Source organism: Spirillospora sp. NPDC047279 (genome assembly GCF_040643285.1).
In the GTDB taxonomy this organism is placed as follows: Bacteria; Actinomycetota; Actinomycetes; order Streptosporangiales; family Streptosporangiaceae; genus Spirillospora.
This window is the reverse complement of record NZ_JBEYUA010000006.1, coordinates 260,562-282,800: the sequence shown is the minus strand read 5'-3', so window position 1 is coordinate 282,800 and position 22,239 is coordinate 260,562. Positions and strand designations below refer to the sequence as shown.

The 22,239-nt window shown below is 74.0% G+C and carries 17 protein-coding genes; 8 read left to right on the top strand and 9 right to left on the bottom strand.

Going from position 1 to position 22,239, the window contains the following annotated elements:
- The first annotated feature begins 294 nt into the window (after positions 1 to 294).
- Positions 295 to 1,074: an SGNH/GDSL hydrolase family protein gene (locus ABZ810_RS17520; RefSeq protein WP_358404007.1), complete on the top strand. Its 780-nt coding sequence runs from the start codon at positions 295 to 297 to the stop codon at positions 1,072 to 1,074.
- A 149-nt stretch (positions 1,075 to 1,223) separates the two neighbouring features.
- Here the strand turns inward: ABZ810_RS17520 and ABZ810_RS17515 are convergent, their stop codons facing one another.
- Positions 1,224 to 1,619: an STAS domain-containing protein gene (locus tag ABZ810_RS17515; RefSeq protein WP_358404006.1), complete on the bottom strand. Its 396-nt coding sequence runs from the start codon at positions 1,617 to 1,619 to the stop codon at positions 1,224 to 1,226.
- Between the two features lie 184 nt (positions 1,620 to 1,803).
- On the opposite strand from ABZ810_RS17515, the gene ABZ810_RS17510 reads away from it, so the two are divergent.
- Positions 1,804 to 5,595, top strand: coding sequence for an AAA family ATPase (locus ABZ810_RS17510; protein ID WP_358404005.1), 3,792 nt, complete (start codon positions 1,804 to 1,806; stop codon positions 5,593 to 5,595).
- On the opposite strand, the gene ABZ810_RS17505 is transcribed toward ABZ810_RS17510, so the two are convergent.
- Positions 5,596 to 7,605 (bottom strand): ABC transporter ATP-binding protein, encoded by a 2,010-nt coding sequence (locus ABZ810_RS17505; RefSeq protein WP_358404004.1) that lies wholly within the window; start codon positions 7,603 to 7,605, stop codon positions 5,596 to 5,598.
- A 211-nt stretch (positions 7,606 to 7,816) separates the two neighbouring features.
- Here ABZ810_RS17505 and ABZ810_RS17500 point away from each other — a divergent pair, with 211 nt between their 5' ends.
- The 6 genes from ABZ810_RS17500 (at position 7,817) to ABZ810_RS17475 (ending at position 11,655) form a co-directional block, all read left to right on the top strand.
- Complete coding sequence (locus ABZ810_RS17500; protein WP_358404003.1) at positions 7,817 to 8,911, top strand: LCP family protein; 1,095 nt, start codon at positions 7,817 to 7,819, stop codon at positions 8,909 to 8,911.
- Between the two features lie 51 nt (positions 8,912 to 8,962).
- Positions 8,963 to 9,292: a hypothetical protein gene (locus ABZ810_RS17495; RefSeq protein ID WP_358404001.1), complete on the top strand. Its 330-nt coding sequence runs from the start codon at positions 8,963 to 8,965 to the stop codon at positions 9,290 to 9,292.
- Between the two features lie 156 nt (positions 9,293 to 9,448).
- Positions 9,449 to 9,604, top strand: coding sequence for a hypothetical protein (locus ABZ810_RS17490; protein ID WP_358404000.1), 156 nt, complete (start codon positions 9,449 to 9,451; stop codon positions 9,602 to 9,604).
- A gap of 251 nt (positions 9,605 to 9,855) precedes the next feature.
- Complete coding sequence (locus ABZ810_RS17485; RefSeq protein ID WP_358403999.1) at positions 9,856 to 10,011, top strand: hypothetical protein; 156 nt, start codon at positions 9,856 to 9,858, stop codon at positions 10,009 to 10,011.
- Positions 10,012 to 10,045: 34 nt separating this feature from the next.
- Positions 10,046 to 10,534, top strand: coding sequence for a glutathione peroxidase (locus ABZ810_RS17480; RefSeq protein ID WP_358403997.1), 489 nt, complete (start codon positions 10,046 to 10,048; stop codon positions 10,532 to 10,534).
- Positions 10,535 to 10,737: 203 nt separating this feature from the next.
- Positions 10,738 to 11,655, top strand: coding sequence for an oxidoreductase (locus tag ABZ810_RS17475; RefSeq protein ID WP_358403996.1), 918 nt, complete (start codon positions 10,738 to 10,740; stop codon positions 11,653 to 11,655).
- Positions 11,656 to 11,712: 57 nt separating this feature from the next.
- On the opposite strand, the gene ABZ810_RS17470 is transcribed toward ABZ810_RS17475, so the two are convergent.
- The 7 genes from ABZ810_RS17470 to ABZ810_RS17440 form a co-directional block, all read right to left on the bottom strand.
- The gene (locus ABZ810_RS17470; RefSeq protein ID WP_358403995.1) at positions 11,713 to 12,309 is read right to left on the bottom strand and encodes a helix-turn-helix domain-containing protein; all 597 of its coding nucleotides are present in this window, start codon (positions 12,307 to 12,309) and stop codon (positions 11,713 to 11,715) included.
- A gap of 118 nt (positions 12,310 to 12,427) precedes the next feature.
- Positions 12,428 to 12,973, bottom strand: a complete 546-nt coding sequence (locus ABZ810_RS17465) for a methylated-DNA--[protein]-cysteine S-methyltransferase (RefSeq protein WP_358403993.1) — start codon at positions 12,971 to 12,973, stop codon at positions 12,428 to 12,430.
- A gap of 71 nt (positions 12,974 to 13,044) precedes the next feature.
- A complete protein-coding gene (locus ABZ810_RS17460) occupies positions 13,045 to 14,313 on the bottom strand; it encodes an MFS transporter (RefSeq protein ID WP_358403992.1) in 1,269 nt (422 codons plus the stop codon).
- A 62-nt stretch (positions 14,314 to 14,375) separates the two neighbouring features.
- Positions 14,376 to 16,991 carry a DUF6493 family protein gene (locus ABZ810_RS17455; protein WP_358403991.1) on the bottom strand — a complete coding sequence of 872 codons (2,616 nt, stop codon included), beginning with the start codon at positions 16,989 to 16,991 and terminating at the stop codon, positions 14,376 to 14,378.
- Positions 16,992 to 17,002: 11 nt separating this feature from the next.
- Positions 17,003 to 19,552 carry a DUF6493 family protein gene (locus ABZ810_RS17450; RefSeq protein ID WP_358403990.1) on the bottom strand — a complete coding sequence of 850 codons (2,550 nt, stop codon included), beginning with the start codon at positions 19,550 to 19,552 and terminating at the stop codon, positions 17,003 to 17,005.
- The gene (locus ABZ810_RS17445) at positions 19,549 to 20,901 is read right to left on the bottom strand and encodes an SWIM zinc finger family protein (protein WP_358403989.1); all 1,353 of its coding nucleotides are present in this window, start codon (positions 20,899 to 20,901) and stop codon (positions 19,549 to 19,551) included. The genes ABZ810_RS17450 and ABZ810_RS17445 overlap by 4 nt, the downstream gene beginning before the upstream one ends.
- Positions 20,902 to 20,993: 92 nt before the next feature.
- On the bottom strand, positions 20,994 to 22,220 hold the full coding sequence (locus tag ABZ810_RS17440) for a hypothetical protein (RefSeq protein WP_358403988.1): 1,227 nt from the start codon (positions 22,218 to 22,220) through the stop codon (positions 20,994 to 20,996).
- Between the last annotated feature and the right edge of the window lie 19 nt (positions 22,221 to 22,239).

Genomic DNA, 22,239 nt, shown 5'->3' with positions numbered 1-22,239 from the left:
GCTCCGGCTCCACTGGGCCGCCGTGAACGCAAGAAACTCCAGACCAAAGAGCGCATCGTCGATAGCCCTGTTCGCCTCGCGCGGCGGTGTGCGACGACTTGGTGATGACGATTGTTGGCGTCCTGGGGGTTGGCCACCGTGATGTGACGATGCGGAATCAATCGGTTCATTTGCGTTGATTGGTGTTGGTGGCGGCGTCGTTGGTTGGCACAGGTCCTTACGGTCGCGTAGGGATCTATGCAGAATGCATGATTAATCCACGTGAGCGAACATGAATCCGTTCTTGGGGTTGCGATGGGAGAACAGCATCAGATCGGGACCTTCGTCGCGATGGGTGACAGCTTCACCGAGGGGCTGAACGATCCGGATCCGGCCGCCGGGCCCGACCGGTACCGGGGCTGGGCCGACCGGCTCGCCGAGCACCTGGCCGTGGACAACCCCGGGTTGCGCTACGCCAACCTGGCGATCCGCGGCAAGCTGCTGCACCAGATCGTCGAGGACCAGGTGCCGACGGCCGTCGAACTGGATCCCGACCTGGTCACCTTGTGCGCGGGCGGCAACGACATGATCAGGCCCGGTGCCGATCCGGACGCGCTCGCGGTGGAGTTCGACGCCGCGGTCCGCCGGCTCCGCGCCACCGGGGCGCGCGTGCTGGTCTTCACCGGCTTCGACCCGCGCGGGCTGCGGTCGGGGTCCCGCATCCGGGGCAAGGCCGCCATCTACAACATGCACCTGCGCGCGATCGCCGACCGGCGCGGCTGCGCGGTGGTCGACCTGTGGCCGATGATGGGCGTCTTCAACGACCCGCGCGCCTGGTACGAGGACCGGCTGCACCTGTCGCCCGAGGGCCATCGGCGGATGGCGCTGCGCGCGGCGGAGGCGCTGGACCTGCCGGTGCCGGGCGACTGGCGCGAGCCGTGGCCGGTGGCCGACCCGGCCGCCTGGCTGGCGATGCGCCGCGAGGACATCTACTGGGCCCGGACGTACCTGCTGCCCTGGATCGGGCGGCGTGCCACCGGCCGGTCGTCGGGTGACGGGCGCGGTCCCAAGCGTCCCACCCCGGCGCCGATGTAGCACCGCTGAGATCTAGCACCGCTGAGATCCAGCACGTCGGAACGGCGGCACCCCCGGGCCCTGGAGGGCTCCGGGGGTGCCGTTCGTCGTGGTCCGGCCTGCGGACCCGGCGCAGTGCCGGACGGCCGGGGTGTCGGGCCGGCCTCGTGTCAGGCGGGCTCGGCGGTGGGCTCCGCCGCCCCCGCGGCGGCGGCGCGCTCGGCGAGGCGGGTGGCGATGGCCCCCTCGACCGTGTCGGTGATGGTCACCCGGCCGCCGATGCCGGTGATGTCGAGGGTGCGGCGCACGATCGGCCGCGGCGCGGCGATGACCAGCCCGCCCCCGGCCGCGGACGCGGCCTTGAACCCGGCGATGATCACTGAGAGACCGTGCGAGTCCATGAACTCCAGGTCCGCGAGGTCGAGGACGACGTCGTCGCCGTGTTCGCGGCGGGCGGACTGGAGCTCCTGGCGCAGGTCGTCGGCGTTGGCGATGTCGAGCTCGCCTCGCAGGCTGACGACGGTGAGTCCGTCGTGCGCCCGCGCGGTCACTCGGAGTGGCTGCACGGTGGGTTCCTCCTCCCCGGTCGGATGGCCCTCGCCGGGATCCCGGCAAAAGCTCTTCATCGGTCAACTATCGCGGACGATCGCGGAAGTGCCAACCTGATCGCGTCCGGCTCGTCCCGGGATGCGAACACCGAGCGTACGCGAGGGGATGTGTGTGATCGCGCCAGCGCCGTAGGGTGCTCGTGTGAACGTCCCCCGGTTGCCGGAACACCTCGAGCTGCTGCTGACCGACGAGCCCGTCCTGGACGTGTACGCCTTCGGCCCGTGGCGGGTGCCGGACGGCCTTTACCAGGAGCTGCGCGGGCGCGCGGTGGACTACAACCGCGACCCCCGCACGGTGGTGCTGGCGCGGCAGCTCAGCGACTTCTACGGCTCGGGCACCTCGGCGGCCGGCGCCGAGCAGTGGTCGCTGCTCACGTTCCTGCTGGGCGCCGCCGCGGTCCGCGGCGGGTCGCGCGGCGACGTCGACTACGAGCTGCTGTCGGGGTTCCTGGCCACGCCCGAGCCTCCGGTGCGCGACCCGCTGGCCTGGTTCTCCCAGGGCGGCCGGTGGCGCCCGCCGGGCCTGTGGCTGCCCGAGCCCGCCGGAGACGACCGCGACCGCCGCACGGTGATGTTCGAGCTCGCCCGGGGGGGCCTGGACGTCTTCGAGGGCCTGGAGCCGGTCGACGAACGGCGGCGCGCGCTCATCGGGCTCTACGACCGCAGGGCCACCGATCCCGCGCTGCGCGAGCAGGACCTCACCGCGCCGCTCGACCGTCTCGAGGAGGCGTGGACGTCGAGCCTGTCCGACGAGGAGCTGACGGTGCTCCCCGAGTGCGCGGGCCCCGTCGGCTATCTCGCGTGGGCGGCCACGGGCCTCCTCGCGGCGCACGAGCGGCTGCGGGGCACCCTCGACGAGGGCGACTCGTTCACCACCGCCCTGGCCCGGCTGCTCCTGGCCGCCGACGTCCCCGCCGCACCGGCCGAGCTGGCGCCCGCGATCGGCACCCCGCGCTACGCGACCGTGGCCGAACGGCTGCGGGCGCTCCGTTCCGGCTTCACCGTCGAGGCCTGGCAGCTCGACCTGCGCTCCTGGCTCGCGCGCGGCCTGGTCGCCGGCGAGGCGGACGCCTGCCGCGCCTGGCTCGACATGGCGATGCGCGTGACGGGCGCGGTGCAGGGACTGCCCGAGGCCGCCACCACGCCGCGCGGCCGCCTCCCGTTCCGCGCGTTCAACCTCGACCTGCGGCGGCTCTTCAGCCTCCGCCGCGTCGCCAACCCGCTCGGCCGCAGGCTGGCCGCCGCGGCCGCCGGCGCCGCGGCCACGACGGCCGACCAGAGCCCACCGGCCGGCGACGGCGCCGAGCCCGCCGACGCCACCCGGGACGCGGCACCGGACGAGGCGGCACCGGACGAGGCGGCCGGCGCGGTGGCCGGCGCGGTGGCCGCCGAGCAGAGCCCGGCGGGACGGGCGGCCGGCGCGATCGTCGGGCAGCCCGAGCTCGTCGGCGTCCTGCACGAGGCGATCGCGGCGCGGCTGGCGGGCGAGCGCCCGGTGCGGCTGCTCGTCAGCGGGCCCGAGGGCACCGGCAAGGGCACCGCCGCCGAGGTGACCGAACGGGTGCTGGCCGAGCGCGGCACCATCCGCGAGGCGTTGTGGATCTCCGACCAGGTGTTCTCCGCGCTGAGCGTGAGCGATGCCGTGCTCTGGCTCCAGGCGCGCGTCCGCGACTGCCTGGAGGGCCGGCTGCTGCTGGTCGTCGACGACCTGGACAGGCTGGCCGGCTACGACCGCTGCGGCGCGGCGGCGGTCGAGGAGCTGCGCCGGCTGATGGCCCGGTCGCCGGGGCTGGACGTCATCGCGCTGTGCCGGCCGGGCGGCGACCGGCGGCTCTTCGACGCCAACCCGGCGCTGGTCGGCTCGTTCGAGGTCGCCCGCACCCGCGAGTTCGGCGCGGACGACTTCACCGAGCTCTTCCGCCGCGCGGTCGAACGCCGTGGCGGCGTCGTCGTGGGCACCGCCGGCGCCGCGGCGGGAGCGCTGCTGGCCCGTACCGCGCCGCTGCTCAACCTGCGCGGCGCGCGGCTGGTCGAGCACCTCGCCGACCAGGCCACCACGGCCGCGCTCGCCCGGTCCGACGCCGAGTTCGAAAGGGCCGAGGACGGTCCCGAGACGGCCGCCACGGTCGCGGCGGGCACGGCGGGGGCCGCGGCGACGGCCGCGACGGCCGCCGAGGTGCTCGACGGCGGCCCCGTCCTGGAGATCACCGAGGCCGATCTGCCGCAGCGGCTCATCACCGGCGGCGCCGCCGCGGTGGGCGACCCGTTCGCCGACCTCGCCGCCTGCGCGGGCATCGAGCCGGTCAAGACCGAGGTCGGCGCGCTGGTCGCCGAGGCCAAGGCGGCCCACCTGCGCCGCGAGGCGGGCATGACGACCGCGGCGCGGCCCCGCCACCTGGTGTTCATGGGCAACCCCGGCATCGGCAAGGCGACGGTCGCGCGGTCGCTCGGCCGCATCTACGCCGACCTCGGCGTGTTGTCGTCCGGCCAGATGATCGAGGTCGACCGGGCCGACCTGCTCGGCGAATACCCGGGGGAGAGCACGCTCAAAGTACGGCGCGCGGTCGAACGCGCCCTGGGCGGCGTGTTGTACGTCCGCGACGCGCACACGTTCAACCCGGTCGACTCCACCCGCGGCAGGGAGGCCGTCGACGTCCTGCTCACCGCGGTCGAGGCGCACCCCGAAGACCTCATCGTGGTGCTGGGCGGGCCGGAGGCCGAGCTCAACGGCCTGCTCAACGCGCATCCCGACCTGGCCGCGCACTTCCCCAAGAAGATCCGCTTCCCCGACCTGAGCGACGACGAGCTGGTGCAGGTGTTCTCCAGGCTCGCGGCCGACGAGGGCCTCGCGCTCGCCGACGGCGTGCTCGACAAGGTGCGCGGGCTGATGCGCGCGGCACCGCGCGACCGCGGCTTCGCCAACGCCGGCATCGTGGTCAACCTGCTGGAGTGGGCGGTGGCCATGCAGGGCCGCCGGGTGCTGGCGGACGGCGTCGTCGACGAGACCGAGTCGCTCGACGAGATCCTGGTCGTCGACGTGCCCGACAGCCTCGCCCCCGACCGCGGCCGCGGCGTCGGCGACCCGCTCGCCGAGATCTCCCGGCTCGTCGGGCTCGGCGCGGTCAAGGGCGAGGTCGAGAAGCTGGTCGCCGAGGCGCGCACCGACGGGCTGCGGCGCGAGGCCGGGCAGCCGCCGCTGGCGCCCACCCGGCACATGGTGTTCACCGGCAACCCGGGCACCGCCAAGACGACGATGGCCCGGCTCCTGGCCGCCGTCTATGCCCAGCTCGGGCTGCTGACGTCCGGGCACCTGGTCGAGGTCACCCGGGCCGGCCTGGTCGGCGAGTACGTCGGCCAGACCGCGCCGCGCGTCCGGGCCGCCGTCGACAGCGCGCTCGGCGGCGTGCTGTTCGTGGACGAGGCGTACGCGCTGGCCCCGGCGGGCGCCGACCAGCGCGACTTCGGCCACGAGGCGGTCGCCGAGCTCATCAAGCTGATGGAGGAGCACCGCTCCGACCTGGTCGTCATCGTCGCCGGCTACGAGGGCGAGATGGAGCTGTTCCTCAAGTCCAACCCCGGGCTGGCCAGCCGTTTCCCCAAGGTGCTGCGCTTCCCCGACTACAGCGACGACGAGCTGGTCACCGTCTTCGAGTTCATGGCGTCCGAGCAGCAGTTCACGCTCGCCGACGGGGTGCTGGCGGCCGTGCGGGCGCTCCTGGCCGCGGCGCCGCGCGACGCCTCGTTCGGCAACGCGCGGCTCATCCGCAACATCCTCGAGGAGGCGGTCTCGCGGCAGGGGCAGCGCATCGCCGCGGCGGCGGACGCCGCGCCCGGGGCGGTCACCTCGGCCGAGGTGCGGCTGCTGCGGCCGGAGGACCTGCCGGACGCCCCGCGGCCCCCCGAACGCGGCGAGGGCCACGGGCCGTACCTCTGATCACGCCGCGTGGTAGGCGCGCGCCTGGAGGGTGTAGAGCTCGGCGTAGAGACCGCCGAGCGCCATCAGGTCGGTGTGGGTGCCCGCCTCGGTCACCTTCCCCTGGTCGAGGACGTAGATCCGGTCGGCGTGCCGGACGCTGGCCAGCCGGTGCGTGATCAGCAGGACGGTGCGCCCGTCGGCGTGCGTGCGGATGCGCTCGAACAGGTGGTGCTCGGCGCGCGCGTCGAGCGCCGCGGTCGGCTCGTCGCAGATCAGCAGCGGCGCGTCGCGGTAGAACCCGCGCGCGACCGCCAGCCGCTGCCACTGGCCGCCCGACAACTCGGCGCCGTCCTGGAACCGGCGGTCGAGCAGGGTGTCGTACCCCTGCGCCAGCCCGTCGACCACCTCGTCGGCGCCCGACGAGCGCGCCGCCGTGCGCACCGCCGTCTCGGTGGCCTCGGCGTCGCCGGCGGTGCGGCCCATCGTGATGTTCTGGCGGGCGGTCATCGGCCAGTGGGTGTACTCCTGGGCGATGACGGCGACGCGGTCCCAGACCTTCTCCGGGGACACCTCGCGCAGCGACACCTCGTCCCACCGCACGTCGCCGCCGTCCGGGTCGTACAGGCCCGCCATGACCTTGGCGAGCGTCGTCTTGCCCGAGCCGTTCTCGCCGACGAGCGCGACGACCTCGCCGCCGCGCAGCTCCAGCGAGATGCCGTTGAGCGAGGGCGTGTCCGCACCCGGATAGGTGAACGTCACGTCCTCGACGACGATCGCGCCGAAACGGTCCGGCAGGCGTGCGGCCCGGGTGCCGGCCCGGGTCGTGACCCGCTGTTGCGCCTGCTCGGAGAAGGCCAGGTAGTCGCCGAAGTAGAGGCCCTCCTCGTAGCAGCGGTTGACCGCGAAGACCAGGTTGGCGAGCGACGACTGGCCCGAGCGGATGGCCAGCACGGCGGTGCCCGCGACGGCCAGCGCCACCGCGCCGCCCCACAACATGAAGCCCAGCGCCACGTAGACGCCGCCGGTCGCGATGCCCTTGAGCACGTCGCCGACGACGCGCGCGATCGTCTGCCGCCGCGCCAGGTCGAGCTCCACCCGGCGCTGGTGCGCGGCGACCCGGTCGTACTCGTCGAGCAGGAAGCCGCGCATGGTGAACGAGCGGATCTCCGGCGCGTGACGCCGCTCGGCCATCAGGTCCGAGAGGATCCACTTGCGGCGCGCGACGCCCACCAGCGCCAGCTCGGTCACGTACCGCATCTTGGCGGCGCGGATGGACGCCCAGCCCTCCGGCAGCGCCGTCAGCAGGAGCAGCGGCAGCAGCAGCGGATGCAGGACGCCCAGCGCCAGCGCCGCCGCGCCCACCCCGACGGTGCCGGTGAGCACGTCGACCGCGGTCGACACCACGCGCGGCGCCGACGCCATGCCGCGGCTGCGCGCCCGCTGGAGGTCGTCGAGGAAGTCCGAGTCGTCCAGGGCGGCCAGCTCGACCGCGGTGGTCAGCTCGTACAGCCGCAGCTCGACGAGCCGTTCGACCTGGGGCTCCAGCCGCGACTGTGCCCAGCCCGCGGCCGCCTGGAGCCCGGCGCGCAACGCCGCGGCGACCGCGACCAGCACCAGCGAGGGCAGCGCCGCGCGCACCCGGTCGGCGGTCGGTCCCGCGCTGAACAGGGCGGTCAGCACGCCCGTGGTCGCCAGCAGGCCGAACGCGGTGAAGATGCCGGCCAGCAGGTTGAGCGTGATCGTCACCGTGGTGTCGACCCGGCTGGCCCGCCAGGCCAGCCGCGCGGACTGGGCGATCACTGAGGGCAGCCGCCGCGCCATCGTGCGCATGTTGGTCTCCACGAGGACCCCGGTGTGGCGGGTCCAGCGATGCTCGGTCAGCTCCGGGAGGACCTGCGGAGCCTCGTCCGCGGGCGGGCCGCCGCCCTTCTCCCCGGGCGGCTCGCCGCCCTCGCGTCGTCCGTCGTGATGATCTGACTCCCTCCTGAGAGGGAGGGCTCGCAGGAGGAATCTTCGCCGTACGGTCATCCAGGGCCCCTCGTGTGGACGTATCACCCACTGGAAGTGTGCCTCCGGGGTGCGACGACTTTTACCGCGCAGGTCACATAGCGTGGTGATTTGTAGCTGTGGACAATCATGCGCGGGATGGACGCGAGGACCGCCGGTTATGTCTAGGGTCTACTGGCATGGACGACGCCCGGCCGCCTGACGCGGCCGGGCACGACGGGAGGGGAGTCGCGTGGCGCACAGCAGGCAGCCCGCGCATGGCGGGGCTGACCCGTACGCCTACGACCAGGACCCGTACGGGCACGACCCGTACGCGGGCGACCAGCTCCGCGGCGTGGGCTCCCGCGGTGGCGACCTCCCGCCCGGGCGGCGGGTGCGCCGGCGGCGCTGGCCCAAGATCCTCGCCGGTGTCCTGGTCGTCCTCCTCGTCGTCGTGGTCGGCGGCTACTTCTATCTCGACTCCCGGCTCAACCGCGAGAGCGTGCTGACCGACTACGAGGGCCGCCCGGCCGACACTCCCGGCACCAACTGGCTGATCGTCGGGTCCGACAGCCGGGAGGGGCTGAGCGGCAAGCAGCGCAAGGAGTTCGCGACCGGCAAGGCCGCCGGCCGCCGCACCGACTCGATGATGTTGCTGCACTACGGCGAGGGCGGCACCTCGCTGATCAGCCTCCCGCGCGACTCCTACCTCCCGATCCCGGGCCGGAGCGCCAACAAGCTCAACGCGGCGTTCGCGTTCGGCGGCCCCTCGCTGCTGGTCAAGACCGTCGAGCGGGCGACCGACCTGCGCATCGACCACTACGCCGAGATCGGCTTCGGCGGGTTCGTCGGCATCGTCGACTCCATCGGCGGCGTCGACATCTGCGTCAAGAGCCGGATGAAGGACCCCAAGGCCGGCATCGACCTCCAGCCGGGCTGCCAGACGCTGACCGGCGGCGAGGCCCTCGGGTACGTGCGCACCCGCGCCACCGCGCGGGCCGACCTCGACCGGGTCGAGCACCAGCGGCAGTTCTTCGGCGCGCTGATGAAGAAGTCGACCAGCCCGGGCGTCATGCTCAACCCGTTCCGGAGCGTCCCGCTCGCCATGAACGCCACGAGCAACTTCATCGTGGACGAGAACGACCACCTGATCGACCTCGTCCGGATGATGTGGGCCATGCGCGGCGTCTCCGGCGGCAAGGGCGTGACCACGTCGGTGCCGCTCGGCGCGTTCGGCAGCAGGGCCGGCGTCGGCTCCTACATCACCTGGGACGCCGCCAAGTCCAAGAAGTTGTGGTCGGCCCTGCGCGAGGACCGTCCGGTGCCCAAGGAAGTCATTACCAAGTAGCCGCGTGCCGGGCGGATGCCGCGGTCGGCTCCCATGGCTAGAGTCTGGGGCATGTCCGATCAGACGCCCGGTACCTCGGATCAGCCCCCCGGCCTCGCCGACCTCGACGCCCTCTCGTCGAAGGAACTGCACGACAGGGCGATGAAGCTCGCCCGCGACCGGCGGGATGTCGGTTTCCTGTGGGAGCTGCTACGGTCGATCCCGGCCGCCGCGGCCGCGACCGGCGACGGCGAGCGCGCCGACTTCGACATGCTGCACGGGTTGTCGCTGCTCGAGGAGTTCACCCATGCGGGCGAAGGGGAGCTCGCGGACGCACTGCGCCCGGTCTATCTGGACTATCTGACTCGGCACGCTACGCCCGGTTCGTCAGGTAGTTCGTAAACTTCCCCTGAAAGTTCCAAGTTAAGGTGCGCGTCGCCTCTTCAGCGTGCCCGAACCCCCTGTCGTATGACTCTTCCTTTGTGACCCCTTGGGCAGTCCTCGTCTGCCATCGGGAATCACTCCATGTAGGCACATGACAGCGGGAGGTGGGCAAGCATGAACAAGAAGCATCTGAAAATCGCGGCGATCGCGTTCGTCGCCTGGTACGTGATCAGCAGACCCGAGGGGGCCGCGAACCTGGTGAACAGCGCCCTGGGTGGTCTGGGCAACGCCGCGGAGTCGTTGTCGCAGTTCGTGAGCGCTATCCCGTAACCCAGGATCGCGGCCGCCGCGTGATGTGAGGCCGGCCGCGCGACGCTCTTCGGGGGTCTGGAGGTTCGTTCCTCCGGCAAGCAGAGCCCCGCGAGGCCCCGTGCCCTTCAGACGGTACGGGGCTCTTTCGCGCATGGGCATCCGGCCCTTGCCCCATGGCACAGTAAAATCGCGCTTTGCGGGCAACTGCAGCTGGGCACAATTGAAACGGGTCAGTGTGTCGCTGCGCTACGAACAGGGACGGCGTACGGATGAAGAAGAACCTCCGCTATGTGGCCATCGCCTTCGTCATCTTCTACTTGCTCAGCAAACCCACCGAGGCGGCGAGTGTGGTCAACAACGCGTTCGACCAGCTCGCCAACGCGGGCAACCAGCTCGCCGCGTTCGTGAGCGCGCTCGGCACGTAGTCAGGAGCCGGGGACGGTCCATAAGATCGGCCCCATGTCTGTCTACGAGGTAGAGATCGAAGGTCTTCAGGGCGGTCCTGCGGACCTCGGCCAGTACCAGGGCAAGGCCGTGCTCGTCGTCAACGTAGCCTCCAAGTGCGGCCTCACCCCGCAGTACGCGGGTCTCGAGCGTTTGCAGGAGCGGTTCGCGGAGCGTGGTTTCACGGTGCTCGGCGTGCCGTGCAACCAGTTCATGGGCCAGGAGCCGGGCTCGAGCGAGGAGATCGCGGAGTTCTGCTCGGCGACCTACGGCGTGACGTTCCCGATGACCGAGAAGGTCGAGGTCAACGGCGAGGGACGGCACCCGTTGTACGAGCGGCTCGTCGACGTTCCCGACGCCGACGGGCACACCGGCGACGTCCGGTGGAACTTCGAGAAGTTCCTCATCACCCCCGGTGGCGCCGTCGCGGCACGGTTCTCACCCCAGGCCGAGCCGGAGTCGGCCGAGGTCGTCGCCGCGATCGAGAAGAACCTTCCCGCCTGACCCGGCTCGCCCGGGGTGTGGCCCGCCCGGTCCTGTGGCCCGGTGCCGCGGACCGGTGCCGCGGACCGGTGCCGCGGCCTGGTGCCGCGGGCTGGTGCTGTGGGCTGGGCCACATCCCGGGGGAGAGGTTGTCGGTGCCCGAACGCGGCTCTAGTTTGGAGTCCCGACGGCGCGAGAACGCGATATGACGTGGAGGTGCCAGGATGAGCGGCTGGACGGCGGCGAAGATCCCCGACCTCTCCGGGCGGCGTGCGATCGTCACCGGGGCCAACAGCGGCATCGGCTTCCACACCGCGCTCGAACTCGCCCGCCACGGCGCGTCCGTCGTGCTGGCCTGCCGCAGCATGGAACGCGGCCAGCGGGCGCACGACCAGATCATGACCGAGGTGCCGGCGGGCGAGGTCGCGGTCGCCCCGCTCGACCTGGCCGACCTGGCGTCGGTGCGGTCGTTCGCGGAGGCGCAGGGCACCGCTCCGCTGGACGTCCTCGTCAACAACGCGGGCGTGATGGCGCTGCCGCACCGCACGACGGCCGACGGCTTCGAGATGCAGTTCGGCACCAACCACCTCGGGCACTTCGCGCTCACCGGGCTCCTGCTGCCCGCCCTGCTCGCCGCGTCCGCGCCGCGCGTGGTGACCGTGACGAGCGGCTTCGCGTTCGCGGGCCGGCTGCGCTTCGACGACCTGCAGTGGGAGAAGCGCTACCGCAAGTGGGGCGCCTACGCGCAGTCCAAGTTCGCCAACCTGGTCTACGCCAAGGAGCTCGACCGTCGTGTCCCCGACCTGCTGAGCGTCGCCGCCCACCCGGGGTTCGCCGCCACCAACCTCCAGGGCGCCGGCCCGAAGATGGCCGGCAAGCGGCTGGAGGAGAAGGCCGCCGCGTTCGGCAACGCGGTGGTCGCCCAGTCCGCCGCGGGCGGCGCGCTGCCGTCGTTGTACGCGGCGACGGCGCCCGGAGTCGAGGGCGGCGCCTGCTACGGGCCGCGGCTCGCGCAGTGGCGCGGAGCCCCGACCGAGGTCTTCGTCAACCCGGCCGCCGGCAAGACCGAGCTCGGCCGGAGGTTGTGGGAGGTCTCCGAGGACCTCACCGGCGTCACCTACGAGGTCGGCGCCAAGGGCTGACCCTCTCGTTCAGGCACCGTCTCGTTCGGGCACCGTCTCGTTCGGGCACCGTCTCGTTCAGGCCGCCGTCTCGTTCAGGCCGCCGAGACCGTGCAGGGCCTGGGCGACCGACACGGCGATGACCTCCTGCGCGTTGCCCGGCCGGGCGGCGAAGAGCTTGGCCGCCGCGTCGACGATGCCCTGGACGAGGTGGGCGCGCAGCTCGGGGCCGGCGACACCGGCCTCGTCGAGCGCGGTCACCAGCGGCCTCAGCAACTGCGCGTGCCCGTCGCGGATCCGTTCGCGGGCGGGCTCGGCCAGGGCGTGCTCCACCAGCGCCACCGCGGCGGCGTGCCGCCCGTCGGTCATGACCTCCAGCTGGACGCGGACGTAGGCCTCGACCTTGCCCTCCAGGTCGGACGGCCCGGCCAGGGCCTCCTCCACCAGCGACGCCCAGCGCGGCAGCTCCTCCTCGACGATGGCGGCCACCAGGTCGCCCTTGGAGCGGAAGTATTCGTAGAGGCTCGGCCGCGACAGTCCCACCCGGCGCGCGAGCGCGGCGAGCGACAGCGCCTCGATGCCCTCCTCGGCGACGAGCACGCGGGCCGCGTCGAGGAGGGTGCGGAGCTGGCGGGCGCGGTGCTCGGCGACGGTGGCTTCGCTGATTTTGGGCACCAGGCCATTCTACGTTTTCCGACGTCACGTCGGTAACGGCGCGGCTCCGGCGTTGTGGCGGTGCCTGTCAGAGGCCGGTCAGCGCCCGTCAGCGCCCGTCAGCGCCCGTCAGGGCCGGTCAGGGCCCGACGGCGGGGTCCCAGTCGAGCGTGGCGGGCTCCGAACCCTCCAGCGTGAGCAGCCAGCGCTTGACCTCCACGCCGGAGCCGCCGCTGTAACCGCCGAGGCCGTTGGCCGCGACCACGCGGTGGCACGGCACGATGACCGGGATCGGGTTGCCTCCCATCACCTGGCCGATCGCCTGCGCTCCCACGTCCGCTCCGCTGATCCGGTCGAGCTCCCCGTACGTCACGACCTTGCCGTACGGCACCCGCTCGTAGAGCGCGGTCAGGACCGTGCGCTGGAGATCGGACGTCAGCCGCCAGTCGATCGGCACGTCGAACGTCACCGAGCCGCCGCCGAAGTAGGCGGCCAGCCCCTCCATCGCCTTGGCCGTGCGGTCCGGGTCGTCGGCGACCGGCAGGCCCACCCTCGTGACCGCCCGCGCGCGGGCGCCCGGCGTGTCCTTGAACGACAGGTAGGCCACCCCCTGCTCGGTCGCGCCGACCAGCAGCCGGCCCAGCGCGGTGTCGATCGCGCCGAGCGTCAGCGTCTCCGTCTCCATGTCAGGCCCTCCTTCTCCGTCACTGTCCCAACCAACACCACGCGGCCGACATTCGTTGCGTTCGCGGCGGATCAGGCCCGGTGGTCTCCAGGGCGGCGGAGCCAGGCGAGGGTGAGCGCGGCGGTCATGGGCAGGACGGCGAGCGCCGCGACCGACGACAGGGCGGCGTACGAGAAGGCCGTGACGATGCCGCCCGCGGCCAGCCCGCCGATCGCGCCGCCGCCGTTCATCAGCAGGTCGGACAGGCCCTGCACGGACGGGCGGTCCGGGCGCGGTACCGACTCGGTCAGCAGGGCCGAGCCCGCGACCAGGCCGAACGACCAGCCGAGCCCGAGCAGGACCAGCGCCACCGTCAGGCGCGTGACGTGGTGCGGGGCCGAGACGGTGGCGAGCGCGGCGGCCGCGGCGAGCAGCGCCATGCCGATGAGGAGCACCGGGACGCGGCCGAAGCGGTCGGCCAGCCAGCCGGGGAGCGGCGAGAGCGCGTACATCCCCGCGATGTGCAGGCTGATCACCAGGCCGACCACGGTGAGGCTCGCGTCCCCGTGATCGAGGTGGACGGGCGTCATGACCATCACCGACACCATCACCATGTGGCTCACCACCATGGCGGCGACCGCGAGGCGGGCCTGCGGCGTGGTGCGCAGCACCTGCCACCCACCGCGCGAGGGCGGCGCGTCGTCCTTCGCGTCCGCCGCCCCCGCCTGGCCCGCGGCCCGCAGCGGATCGGGGCGCAGGAGGGCGATGACGCCCAGCAGCGCCAGGCCGAAGGCGATGGCGGCCAGCGCGTAGGGTCCGGCCCACGCGGCCAGGCCGAGCGCCCGGCCGAGGTCGTCGGCGGGGCGGGCCAGGTTGGGGCCGGCGACCGACCCGATCGTGGTGGCCCAGACGACCACGGACAGGTCGCGCGCCGCGTGCGTGGGGCGGGCCAGGTCGGTCGCGGCGTAGCGGGCGGCGAGGCTCCCCGCGGTGCCGCCCCCGAAGAGGAACAGGCCCGCCAGCAGGAGCGGCCAGAGCCCCAGCCCGACCGCGGTCGCGGCGATGACGGCGCCCGCCACGCCCGAGCCGTACGCCAGGGTGAGAGCCGCCCGGCGGCCGTGACGGGCGGCGGCGACGGCCATCGGCATCGCCAGGACCGCGGCGCCGGTGACGCCGCTGGTCTGGGCGAGCCCGCCGATGGCCTCGTTGCCCGAGAGCGTCGAGGCCGCCAGCGTGCTGATGGCCACGCCGGTCGCGACCCCGATGCCGCCGAGCACCTGCGTGGCCGTGAGAACGGCCAGGATGCGCCGCTGTGCCGGGTGCCCGCTGGAACGGTCCGCGGGCCCTTCGACGACCGTCATACCCGCCCCCACCCTGCCCACGTTGTGACCGAAATGCGAGCTCATCATACGGGTCGGGGGTACTAGGTCAAGAGGCGGTGCAACCGTGTGGCCTCCCGGGCCACCCGGCTGGTGCCGGTGACGTCGGAAAGGCCCGGCGGCACCGGGACCCGGGCCCCGGTCTCGGCCGCCTCGGCGGCGAGGGCGATCAGGTCGGCGAGGCCGGCGCGCGCGGGCAGCAGGCCCGGCAGCGCCGCGGCGATCACGGCGAGGACCTCGGCGTGAGCACCTGAACGGGCGGCGTCGGCGAGCGCGGACGTCACCCGGTTGAGCTTCACCTGGGGCACGGCGGCGAGGGCGGTGCCGAGCTCGGCGGCGGGGAGTTGCCGGCGCCCGGCGAACGTGAGGAGGGCGTCGACGGCGGTGGTGCGTTCCTCCGCCCGCTTGGCGCTCAGCCCGAGGATCAGGGCGGTGGCCACCGCCGGACCGGCCGGGCCCGCCGTGTCGGCCAGGGCCAGCAGGAGGGCGCCCTGGCCGTCGCGGCCTTCGGTCCTGTCGGCCATCGGGACCAGCAGATGCGCGGCGAGCGCCTCGCGGTGGGAGGGCAGGAAGGAATGCCACCACACGAACGAGTAGGGGATCCAGCTCTGCCGGCCCAGGGTGGACGGGTAACTCAGCAACCGGCCCAGGCCGTGGGGATCGGGCCGGGGACCGGCGGCGGCCGGGGTGATCTCGGGGAAGACCATCTCGACGTCCTCGGTCTTGCCGCCCCTCCAGGTGGAGACGTCGCGCGGCATGGTCCGCCTGCGGCACGTCACCACCGGGTCGGCCATGCCGCCCTCGGCGAGCCAGGCGGCGGTACGGCGCCCGGCGGCGGACGTCAGTCGGGCCGCCCGGGCCGTCACGTCGGCGGGCACGTCGCGGGGCAGCCGCAGGAGGGCCTGGTCGAGGTCGAGGGGACCTGGCTCGGCCCCGGCGGCTTCGAGCCGTTCGAGCCGTTCGAGCAGGACTTCGGGGGCGATGTGGCCGTTGGCGAACGTCGGAGTCGCCAGGAGCAGCGGGCTGCCGCCCACCGCCGCGACGGTCTCGCGCATGCGGGCGCGCAGCGCCGTGACGGGGGCGGGGCCGGTGTCGTCGGCCGTGCTGTGCCTGACCGGGTAGGGGGCCGGGTGCGTCGGCGGCACCAGGACGCGCAGCGCGTCGCCGACCCAGGCCAGGGCCTGATCGCTGTAGGGGTTGTAGTCGTACAGCAACCATGGCGCGATGTCGGGAATGATGCGCCGCATCGCCGCGCGAGTCCGTTCGGGCTCGCGGTGGGCGAGGTCGACCAGCCCGCCCAGCAGCCTCTCGGCGTCCGGCCAGGAGGGGTCGGGCAGGTGCGCCTCGATCGCCTCGGTCAGCTCGGCGATCGACGTGATCGGCGGGGGCGACTCGCGGACGGGCGGCGGCACCGGGAGCTCGGGCGCGGCGGTGGTGAACGTCGCGGTCTCCGCGTCGCCGGCGGACTCACCGAAGGCCTCGCCGAAGGTCTTGGCGAGGTGGGCGCGGGCCTCGGAGGGCAGGGTGGCGGCGGCGTTGCGGACGGCCTCGCGGGTGGCCGGGGCGGCCTTGCCCGCGTGCCTGGCCGCGATCCTGGCGGCGCGTTCCTGGAGGTCGAGGCCGTCCTGGCCGAACGCGACGGTGAGCGCCCCGAGCGCGGCGTCCACCCGGCCGCGGGCGGCGGCCGTCCGGTCGATCCAGGTGAGCGCGGCCCGCACCAGCTTCTTCTCCGGACGGAAGAGGAGCGCCTCGGCGGCCTCGCCGAAGGACCCGGCGTCGAGCGCCCCCAGGTCGTCGGCGCGGCGGAGCTCGGCCAGCGCGAGGTCGGCGACCTGGGAGGGCGCGGCGGGCAGCAACCGGATGAGGTCGCGGGTGCGCGCGGCGGCCTCGGCGGGCGTGACCTCCAGGGCGTTGTACAGGGTGACGTACCAGCGCAGGTCCTGGATGCGCCCGCCCCGCAGGAAACGCCGCACGCAGCCGTCGACGAGCAGGTCGCGCTTGACCCGGCCCGCCTCGGCCACGCGCAGGATCGCCTGGATCCACGGGTCGTCCCCGGCGGCCTGGCCCCGGTCGAGCACCCGGCCGGCGGCCTCCACCTCGAAGAGCCGGGGCAGGATCTCGTCCAGGTAGGGCTCCTCGTCCAGCTCGGGCACCGTCCACTGCGCGTAGCCGACGGTGTAGGCGTCGTCGGCGGGCAGGCCCTCGCCGGCGTCGCGGGCCAGCTGGTCGGCGATCTGCCAGCGGACGCGGGCGCCCCAGCGGTCGGCCTGGTCGGCGACGCGCAGCCGGCCGGCCACCCGGCGCGCCACGTCGGCGCGCCACTCGCGCGGGCGGTGCGCGACGGCCAGGACGATGTGCCGGACCAGGTAGCGGGGGCCGTTGGGGTTGGTGTCGAGGTCGCGGCGGCACAACCAGGCCGCCACGGCGGCGGGGCTCGGGAGGCAGGCCGCCCCGATGATCTGCAGCGCGGCGGCCTGCGGGGCGTTCAACCCCCAGGGGCTCCAGTTACGGGTGCCGCCGGTCAGCTCCTTGAGATGACCGGGCAGCGCCTTGGCCACCGCCGCGCGCTCCTCGTCGCCGAACGCGGTGAGCAGCATCAGCAGGCTCTGGGGGCTGCCCCGGTCGAGCTTGCGGCTGGTGGTGTAGGCCCAGACGTCCATTCGGCGGTCCTTCATCCTGTGGTCTCGGTGAGCGTGCGGTGCAGGCGTACGGCCTCCTTGGCCACGCGGCTGCCGCCGCCGCGAGCGGCGAGGTCGGCGAGGCCCGGCAGGCCGGTGCGGACGCCGAGGGTCTCGGCCGAACGGGTGGCGAGGGCGACCAGGTCGGCGAGGCCGGTCGCGGCCCGTTCGCCGGGCGCGGGGAACAGCCTGGGGAGCGCGGTGGCCAGCGTCGCCCAGACGTCGGCGTGCCCGCCGGCGCGGGCCGCCTCGTCCAGCGCCTCGGTGACGCGGTTGACCTTGACGATGCCCTGACCGGCGAGGGCGGGGATCGCCGTGCCCAGCTCGGCGGCGGGCAGCCGGCCCCGGGCGCTGAACGTCAGGAACGCGTCGACCGACCCGGCGCGTGCCGTCCTGGCGGTCGCGCTGAGCCCGCGGGCGAGGACCGTGCCGGTCGCGGCCCCGGTGGGCCCGTCCGCCTCGGCCAGGGCGAGGAGTGCCGCGCCCAGCTCGTCCGGCTCGTCCTCCGATCCGGCCAGGTAGGTCGCCAGATGGCCGGCGATGACCTCGCGGTGGGACGGCATGAGCGCGGGCCAGCCGCTCAGCCCGCTGCGGAAGGCGTATTCGGGGTGGTGCGTCCAGGCGTCCCCGGTGGGCAGCCGCACCAGGTGGGAGATCGGCTCCGGGACGTCCGCGCCGGGCGCCGGGCGGACGGTGGCCAGGCTCTTCGTCGGGAAACGGTCGTCGTAGGGTCCCCGGTGGTACTTCGGCGGCAGCTTGAGCGGCTCGCAGGTGACGCGGGGGTCGGGGAGGCCTCCGGCGGCGAGCCAGGCGGCCAGGACACGGCCGGCCGGGCTCCGCAGCTCCGCGGCGGCCTTGACCGCTTCGGCCCCGATGTCGCGGGGGACGCGCAGCAGGGCCTGATGCAGGTCGGCGTGGGGCGCGAGCAGCCCCGCCTCCTCGAAGCTCCGCAGCCGTGACACCAGGACGCCGGGATCGACATGGCCGCTCGCCGCCGTCGGCGTCGCCAGCAGCAGCGGCGCGCGGCCGACCAGGGAGGGCACCTCGCGCATCCTCCACCGCAGGAAGAGCACGGGCGGCGGAACGCTCAGGGCGTCGGTCCAGGGCCGTTCCCTGCGGAGCGTGTCGAGGACCGTGCGCAGGCCGAACGAGGGGGCGGACGTCAGGATGCGCTGTGCCGCGCGGGCCGCCCACGCGGCGGGGCTCTCTCCGACGATGCGCCTGTGCCGGTCGCGCGCCCCGTCCGGGGCGAGCCGCAGCAGCGCCTCTCGCGTGCCGCCGGGGTCCCGGTGGACACATTCGACCACGCCCGCCATCACGCGTTCGAGGTCGCCGTACGCGGCCTCGCCCCGGCCGGGCGCCATCACGGCGCTGAGGGCCTCGATGAGCTCGGTGGGGGTGGCGATCGGGGCGGGGAGCTCACGAGGCACGAACGGCGGCGGGCCGGGCGGGGCGGGATCGCCGGCGGGGGCGTCCGCGGTGACCGTGGCGCCGAGCTTGGCGGCCGTGGCGCGGGCGCGTTCGCGCGCGTCGAGGTCGTCGGCGTCGAGGACCGCGGCGAGCGCGTCCAGGGTCGCGCCGGCGCGGTCGTGCTTGCGGGCGGTGCGGTCGAGCCAGATGAGGGTGGCGCGGACGAGCTTCTTCTCGGGCCGGAAGAGCAGGGCGCCGGACGCCTCGGCGAACAGGTCCGGGTCGAGCGGGCGTTCCGCGTCCACACGGCGGATCTCGCGCAGCGCGAGCTCGGCGACCGGCGCCGGCGCGGTGGGCAGCAGCCGGACGAGGTCGCGCATCCGGGCGGCCGCCTCGTCGACGCTCGGTTCGAGGGCCTCGTACAGCCGGACGAACCAGCGCAGGTCCGTCACCCGGCCGCCGCGCAGGAACCTGCCGGCGCAGCCGTCGAGCAGCGCCGCCCGCTCGACGCGGCCCTCACGGGCGAGGCCGACGAGCGTGCGGTCCCAGGTGAGGGCGCCGCCGAGCCCGTCGACCTCGAACAGCCGGGGGAGCAGCGCGTCGAGGAACGGGTCGTCCTCCAGGCGCGACAGGGTGGCGCCCCAGGCCGTCCAGCCGGTGACGAACGCGGGGGTGACCGGCGGCTGCTCACCGAGGTCGCGGATCAGCTCCGCGGCGAGGATCCACAGCGGCGCCTCCTGCCACGAGTCGCCGGAGGTGCGCAGCCGCCCGGCGAGCCGGTGGGCGAGATCGGAGCGCCACGCGTCCGGCCGGTCCGCCACCGCCGCGCGGACGAGGCGGCTGCGCGCCTGGCCGGAGGAGTCCGACCAGGCGGCGGACCGCAGTTCGCGGCGCCAGACCCACCTCGCGACGCCCGCCGCGCCGCCGATCGTCGCGGCGCCGGCGACCAGCAGCCGCACCGTCCGGTCGCTGTCGGGCCACCGGAACGCCGGCGAGCCGAGCCGGTCGCGCAGGTACCGCGGCAGCTCGGCGGCCACCTCGCGGCGTTCGGCCGGGGCGAGCGCGCGGGCCAGCCGGATCACCTCCGGCGCGGGCCTGGCGACCCAGCCGTCCAGGACCTCGCGTGCGTTCACCGGACGGTCTCGTGGCTTCTGGAACGGACGAGGCGGGCGGCGAGCACGTGCTTGCACGGGCCGCGCCCGCCGCGGTGGTCGGTCCACCACGGGCAGGTGCACGACACCTGGCCGTCGTCGCCGAAGCGCACCTGCCGGGTGCGGTCCTCGACCTCGACCAGGGCGACGCCGTCGGAGACGAAGTCGACGGCGCCCCCGTCCACCAGCGCGTGGGCGGACCGCAGCCGCGGGTTCATCGCCGCGACGCGGTCGCGGTCGTAGGGGAGCTCCCGGTGGAAGTGCGCGGCCTCGGCGGTGTCGTAACCGACCCGCCCCGAGGTGCCGAGCTGGGTCAGCGCCGCCCGCACCCGGGCGGTGTCCAGGCCGGCGCGCCCGGCCAGCAGATCGGGCTCGACGCGCGGCTCGAACGCCAGCAGCGCGCCGATGAGGTCGGCGTCCTCCGCCGCCTCGTCGGTGATGAGCGCGTCGAGCACCGCGCCCTCGCCCGAGAAGCCGCGGCGGACCTCGGGCGACAACGTCAGGACGTAGCGCATGCCGGGGAGCTCCAGCTCCCACGCGCTCGCCACCGGCACGTTGCCGGCGGAGACGACGGGGCCGTACGCGCGCAGGGCGCGGGCGAAGCGCAGCAACGGCACCATGGTCCGCAGCCGTTCGGGACCGGGCAGGCAGACCGCGCCCGGCACCGGCCGGGACGTCGCCCGGAGCCCGCGCCCCGCCGGCACCGCCCACAACACGTCGCGGGCGCCGCGCGGCAGGCCGCGCAGGAAGCGCACGGCCTCCGGCGCGGTCAGCTCCGCGCGCGGGTCGAACGCGGCGGCGATGACCTGCACCTCGGCGAAGCCGCGCAGCCAGCGTTCCGGCAGCGGCACCTTCTTCTCCACCACCGCGCCGTCCAGCGTGGTGACCGCCAGCTCGTCGGCGCCGACGGCCAGGTGCAGCGGGTCGGAGCCGCCGACCCGCGCGAGCGCCTCCCGCAGCGGGCCGTTGACGTCCACGTTCGTGGTGCCGAGCTCGACCACGTCGCCGTCGAGCGCGCCCTCGAGCACGTCGAGCCGCGCGTACACGCCGCAGCAGGCGGAGAACGACTCCATCCGGAGACGGTCGCCGTTGCAGGTCACCACCGGATCCCGCATGGCGGTGAGCTGCGGCTGGTGGTAGCGCGCCTGCGCGACGTCGGCGAGCGCGATCAGCCCGGCGGCGGCCGGGGCGGCCTGGGTGAGCAGGCCGCTGAAGAAGTGCGGGTGCGCGGCCGGCCCGGCGGCGGTGGTGCCGCCCGAGGTCGACAGGCCCAGGGAGTCTCCGGCGAGCGCCGAGGGCCGCGAGTAGGCGTATGCCTGTGCGGTTGCCATGCCCGGAACGTAGACCCGCCGACCGACATTCCGGGGCGTTTTGATCTTTCGAGATGGTCCGGTGAAGGGCGGTCGGTGTCGTCCAGTGCGGGTCAGTCCAGCTGCCCGGGGAAGAGCAGCGCAAGCTCGTTCGGGTGGCCGCCGATGAGGCGCAGCTCGTCGTCGGTGAGCGGCCGCCCGGTCATCGCGTTGCAGAGCTGGACGAGCTTGAACGCCAGGTCCTCGTCGGCCGGCTCGATCCCGAGGCCGTCCATCACGTGCCGGAACCCGGCCTTGCCGCCGTACTCGCCGGTGAGGACGACGCGGCCGGCGGCGGTGTGCCAGTCCGCGGGGAACGGGCCGAGGGTCGCCTCGTCGTAGAGCTCGTAGTTGCCGTGGTCCTTGAGCGCGCCGTCGGCGTGGATGCCCGACTCGTGCGCGAACGCGTTGCGGCCCGAGCCGACCTGGTTGTACGGGAGCGGCTGGCCGAGCGCGTAGCTCGCCCACAGCGCGAACCGGCGCGCCCACGACAGGTCGATCGGGTCGCCGAACTCGATGCCGCGCTCCTCCAGCCCGAAGCCGTGCCGGAACGCCAGGATGGTGGAGAGCAGGTCGGCGTTGCCCGCGCGCTCGCCGACCCCGTTGACACAGGTGTTGATCCACGCGTCCTGCCCGGCCTCCAGGTCGCCGAGCGCGCCGGAGACCGAGTTGGCGACGGCGAGCCCGAGGTCGTTGTGGCAGTGCGTCTCGACCGGCATGGCGACCGCGGCGGCGAGCTTGGCGAACCGCTCCCTGATGCGGTCCGGGGTGTCGCCGCCGATGGTGTCGCAGTAGCGGACGCGGTCGGCGCCCGCCTCCTTGGCCGCGAGCGCGAACTCGGTGAGGAAGCCGTCGTCGGTGCGCGAGCCGTCCTCGGCGTTGACCCCGACCGTGGTCGCGCCGCCCGCCTTGGCGGTGCGCACGGCGGCGGTCATCTCCCGGATGATCGCGTCCCGGTCCAGCCTGCCGCGGAACTTGTTGGCGATCATGTAGTCGGACGTGGAGATCGACAGGTTGTAGTGCGCGAGGCCGAGCGGCAGCGACTTCTCCACGTCCTGCGCGACGCCGCGGCACCACCCGGAGAGCCGCAGACCGCCGAACGCGCCCGCGCCGGCCAGCGCGACCTGCGCCCGGACGTAGGGCACCTCGTGGAACAGGAACGGGAAGCCGATCTCCGACTGCGCGACGCCGAGCCGGCCCAGGTAGAAGTTCACCATCGTCTTGCCGAACTTCGACAGCCCGGTCCGGGCGGTCTGCACGCCGTCGCGGTTGGTGACGTCGAGGAAGTGAATCTGAGGCATGCGCTCAGATTGACACTCT

Excerpts from the sequence above, each read along its gene's own strand:
- ABZ810_RS17520 (WP_358404007.1), top strand. The coding sequence starts at position 295 with ATGGGAGAACAGCATCAGATCGGGACCTTCGTCGCGATGGGTGACAGC.
- ABZ810_RS17505 (WP_358404004.1), bottom strand. The coding sequence starts at position 7,605 with ATGACCGTACGGCGAAGATTCCTCCTGCGAGCCCTCCCTCTCAGGAGG.
- ABZ810_RS17495 (WP_358404001.1), top strand. The coding sequence starts at position 8,963 with ATGTCCGATCAGACGCCCGGTACCTCGGATCAGCCCCCCGGCCTCGCC.
- ABZ810_RS17490 (WP_358404000.1), top strand. The coding sequence starts at position 9,449 with ATGAACAAGAAGCATCTGAAAATCGCGGCGATCGCGTTCGTCGCCTGG.
- ABZ810_RS17485 (WP_358403999.1), top strand. The coding sequence starts at position 9,856 with ATGAAGAAGAACCTCCGCTATGTGGCCATCGCCTTCGTCATCTTCTAC.
- ABZ810_RS17480 (WP_358403997.1), top strand. The coding sequence starts at position 10,046 with ATGTCTGTCTACGAGGTAGAGATCGAAGGTCTTCAGGGCGGTCCTGCG.
- ABZ810_RS17475 (WP_358403996.1), top strand. The coding sequence starts at position 10,738 with ATGAGCGGCTGGACGGCGGCGAAGATCCCCGACCTCTCCGGGCGGCGT.
- ABZ810_RS17465 (WP_358403993.1), bottom strand. The coding sequence starts at position 12,973 with ATGGAGACGGAGACGCTGACGCTCGGCGCGATCGACACCGCGCTGGGC.
- ABZ810_RS17460 (WP_358403992.1), bottom strand. The coding sequence starts at position 14,313 with ATGACGGTCGTCGAAGGGCCCGCGGACCGTTCCAGCGGGCACCCGGCA.
- ABZ810_RS17455 (WP_358403991.1), bottom strand. The coding sequence starts at position 16,991 with ATGGACGTCTGGGCCTACACCACCAGCCGCAAGCTCGACCGGGGCAGC.
- ABZ810_RS17445 (WP_358403989.1), bottom strand. The coding sequence starts at position 20,901 with ATGGCAACCGCACAGGCATACGCCTACTCGCGGCCCTCGGCGCTCGCC.
- ABZ810_RS17440 (WP_358403988.1), bottom strand. The coding sequence starts at position 22,220 with ATGCCTCAGATTCACTTCCTCGACGTCACCAACCGCGACGGCGTGCAG.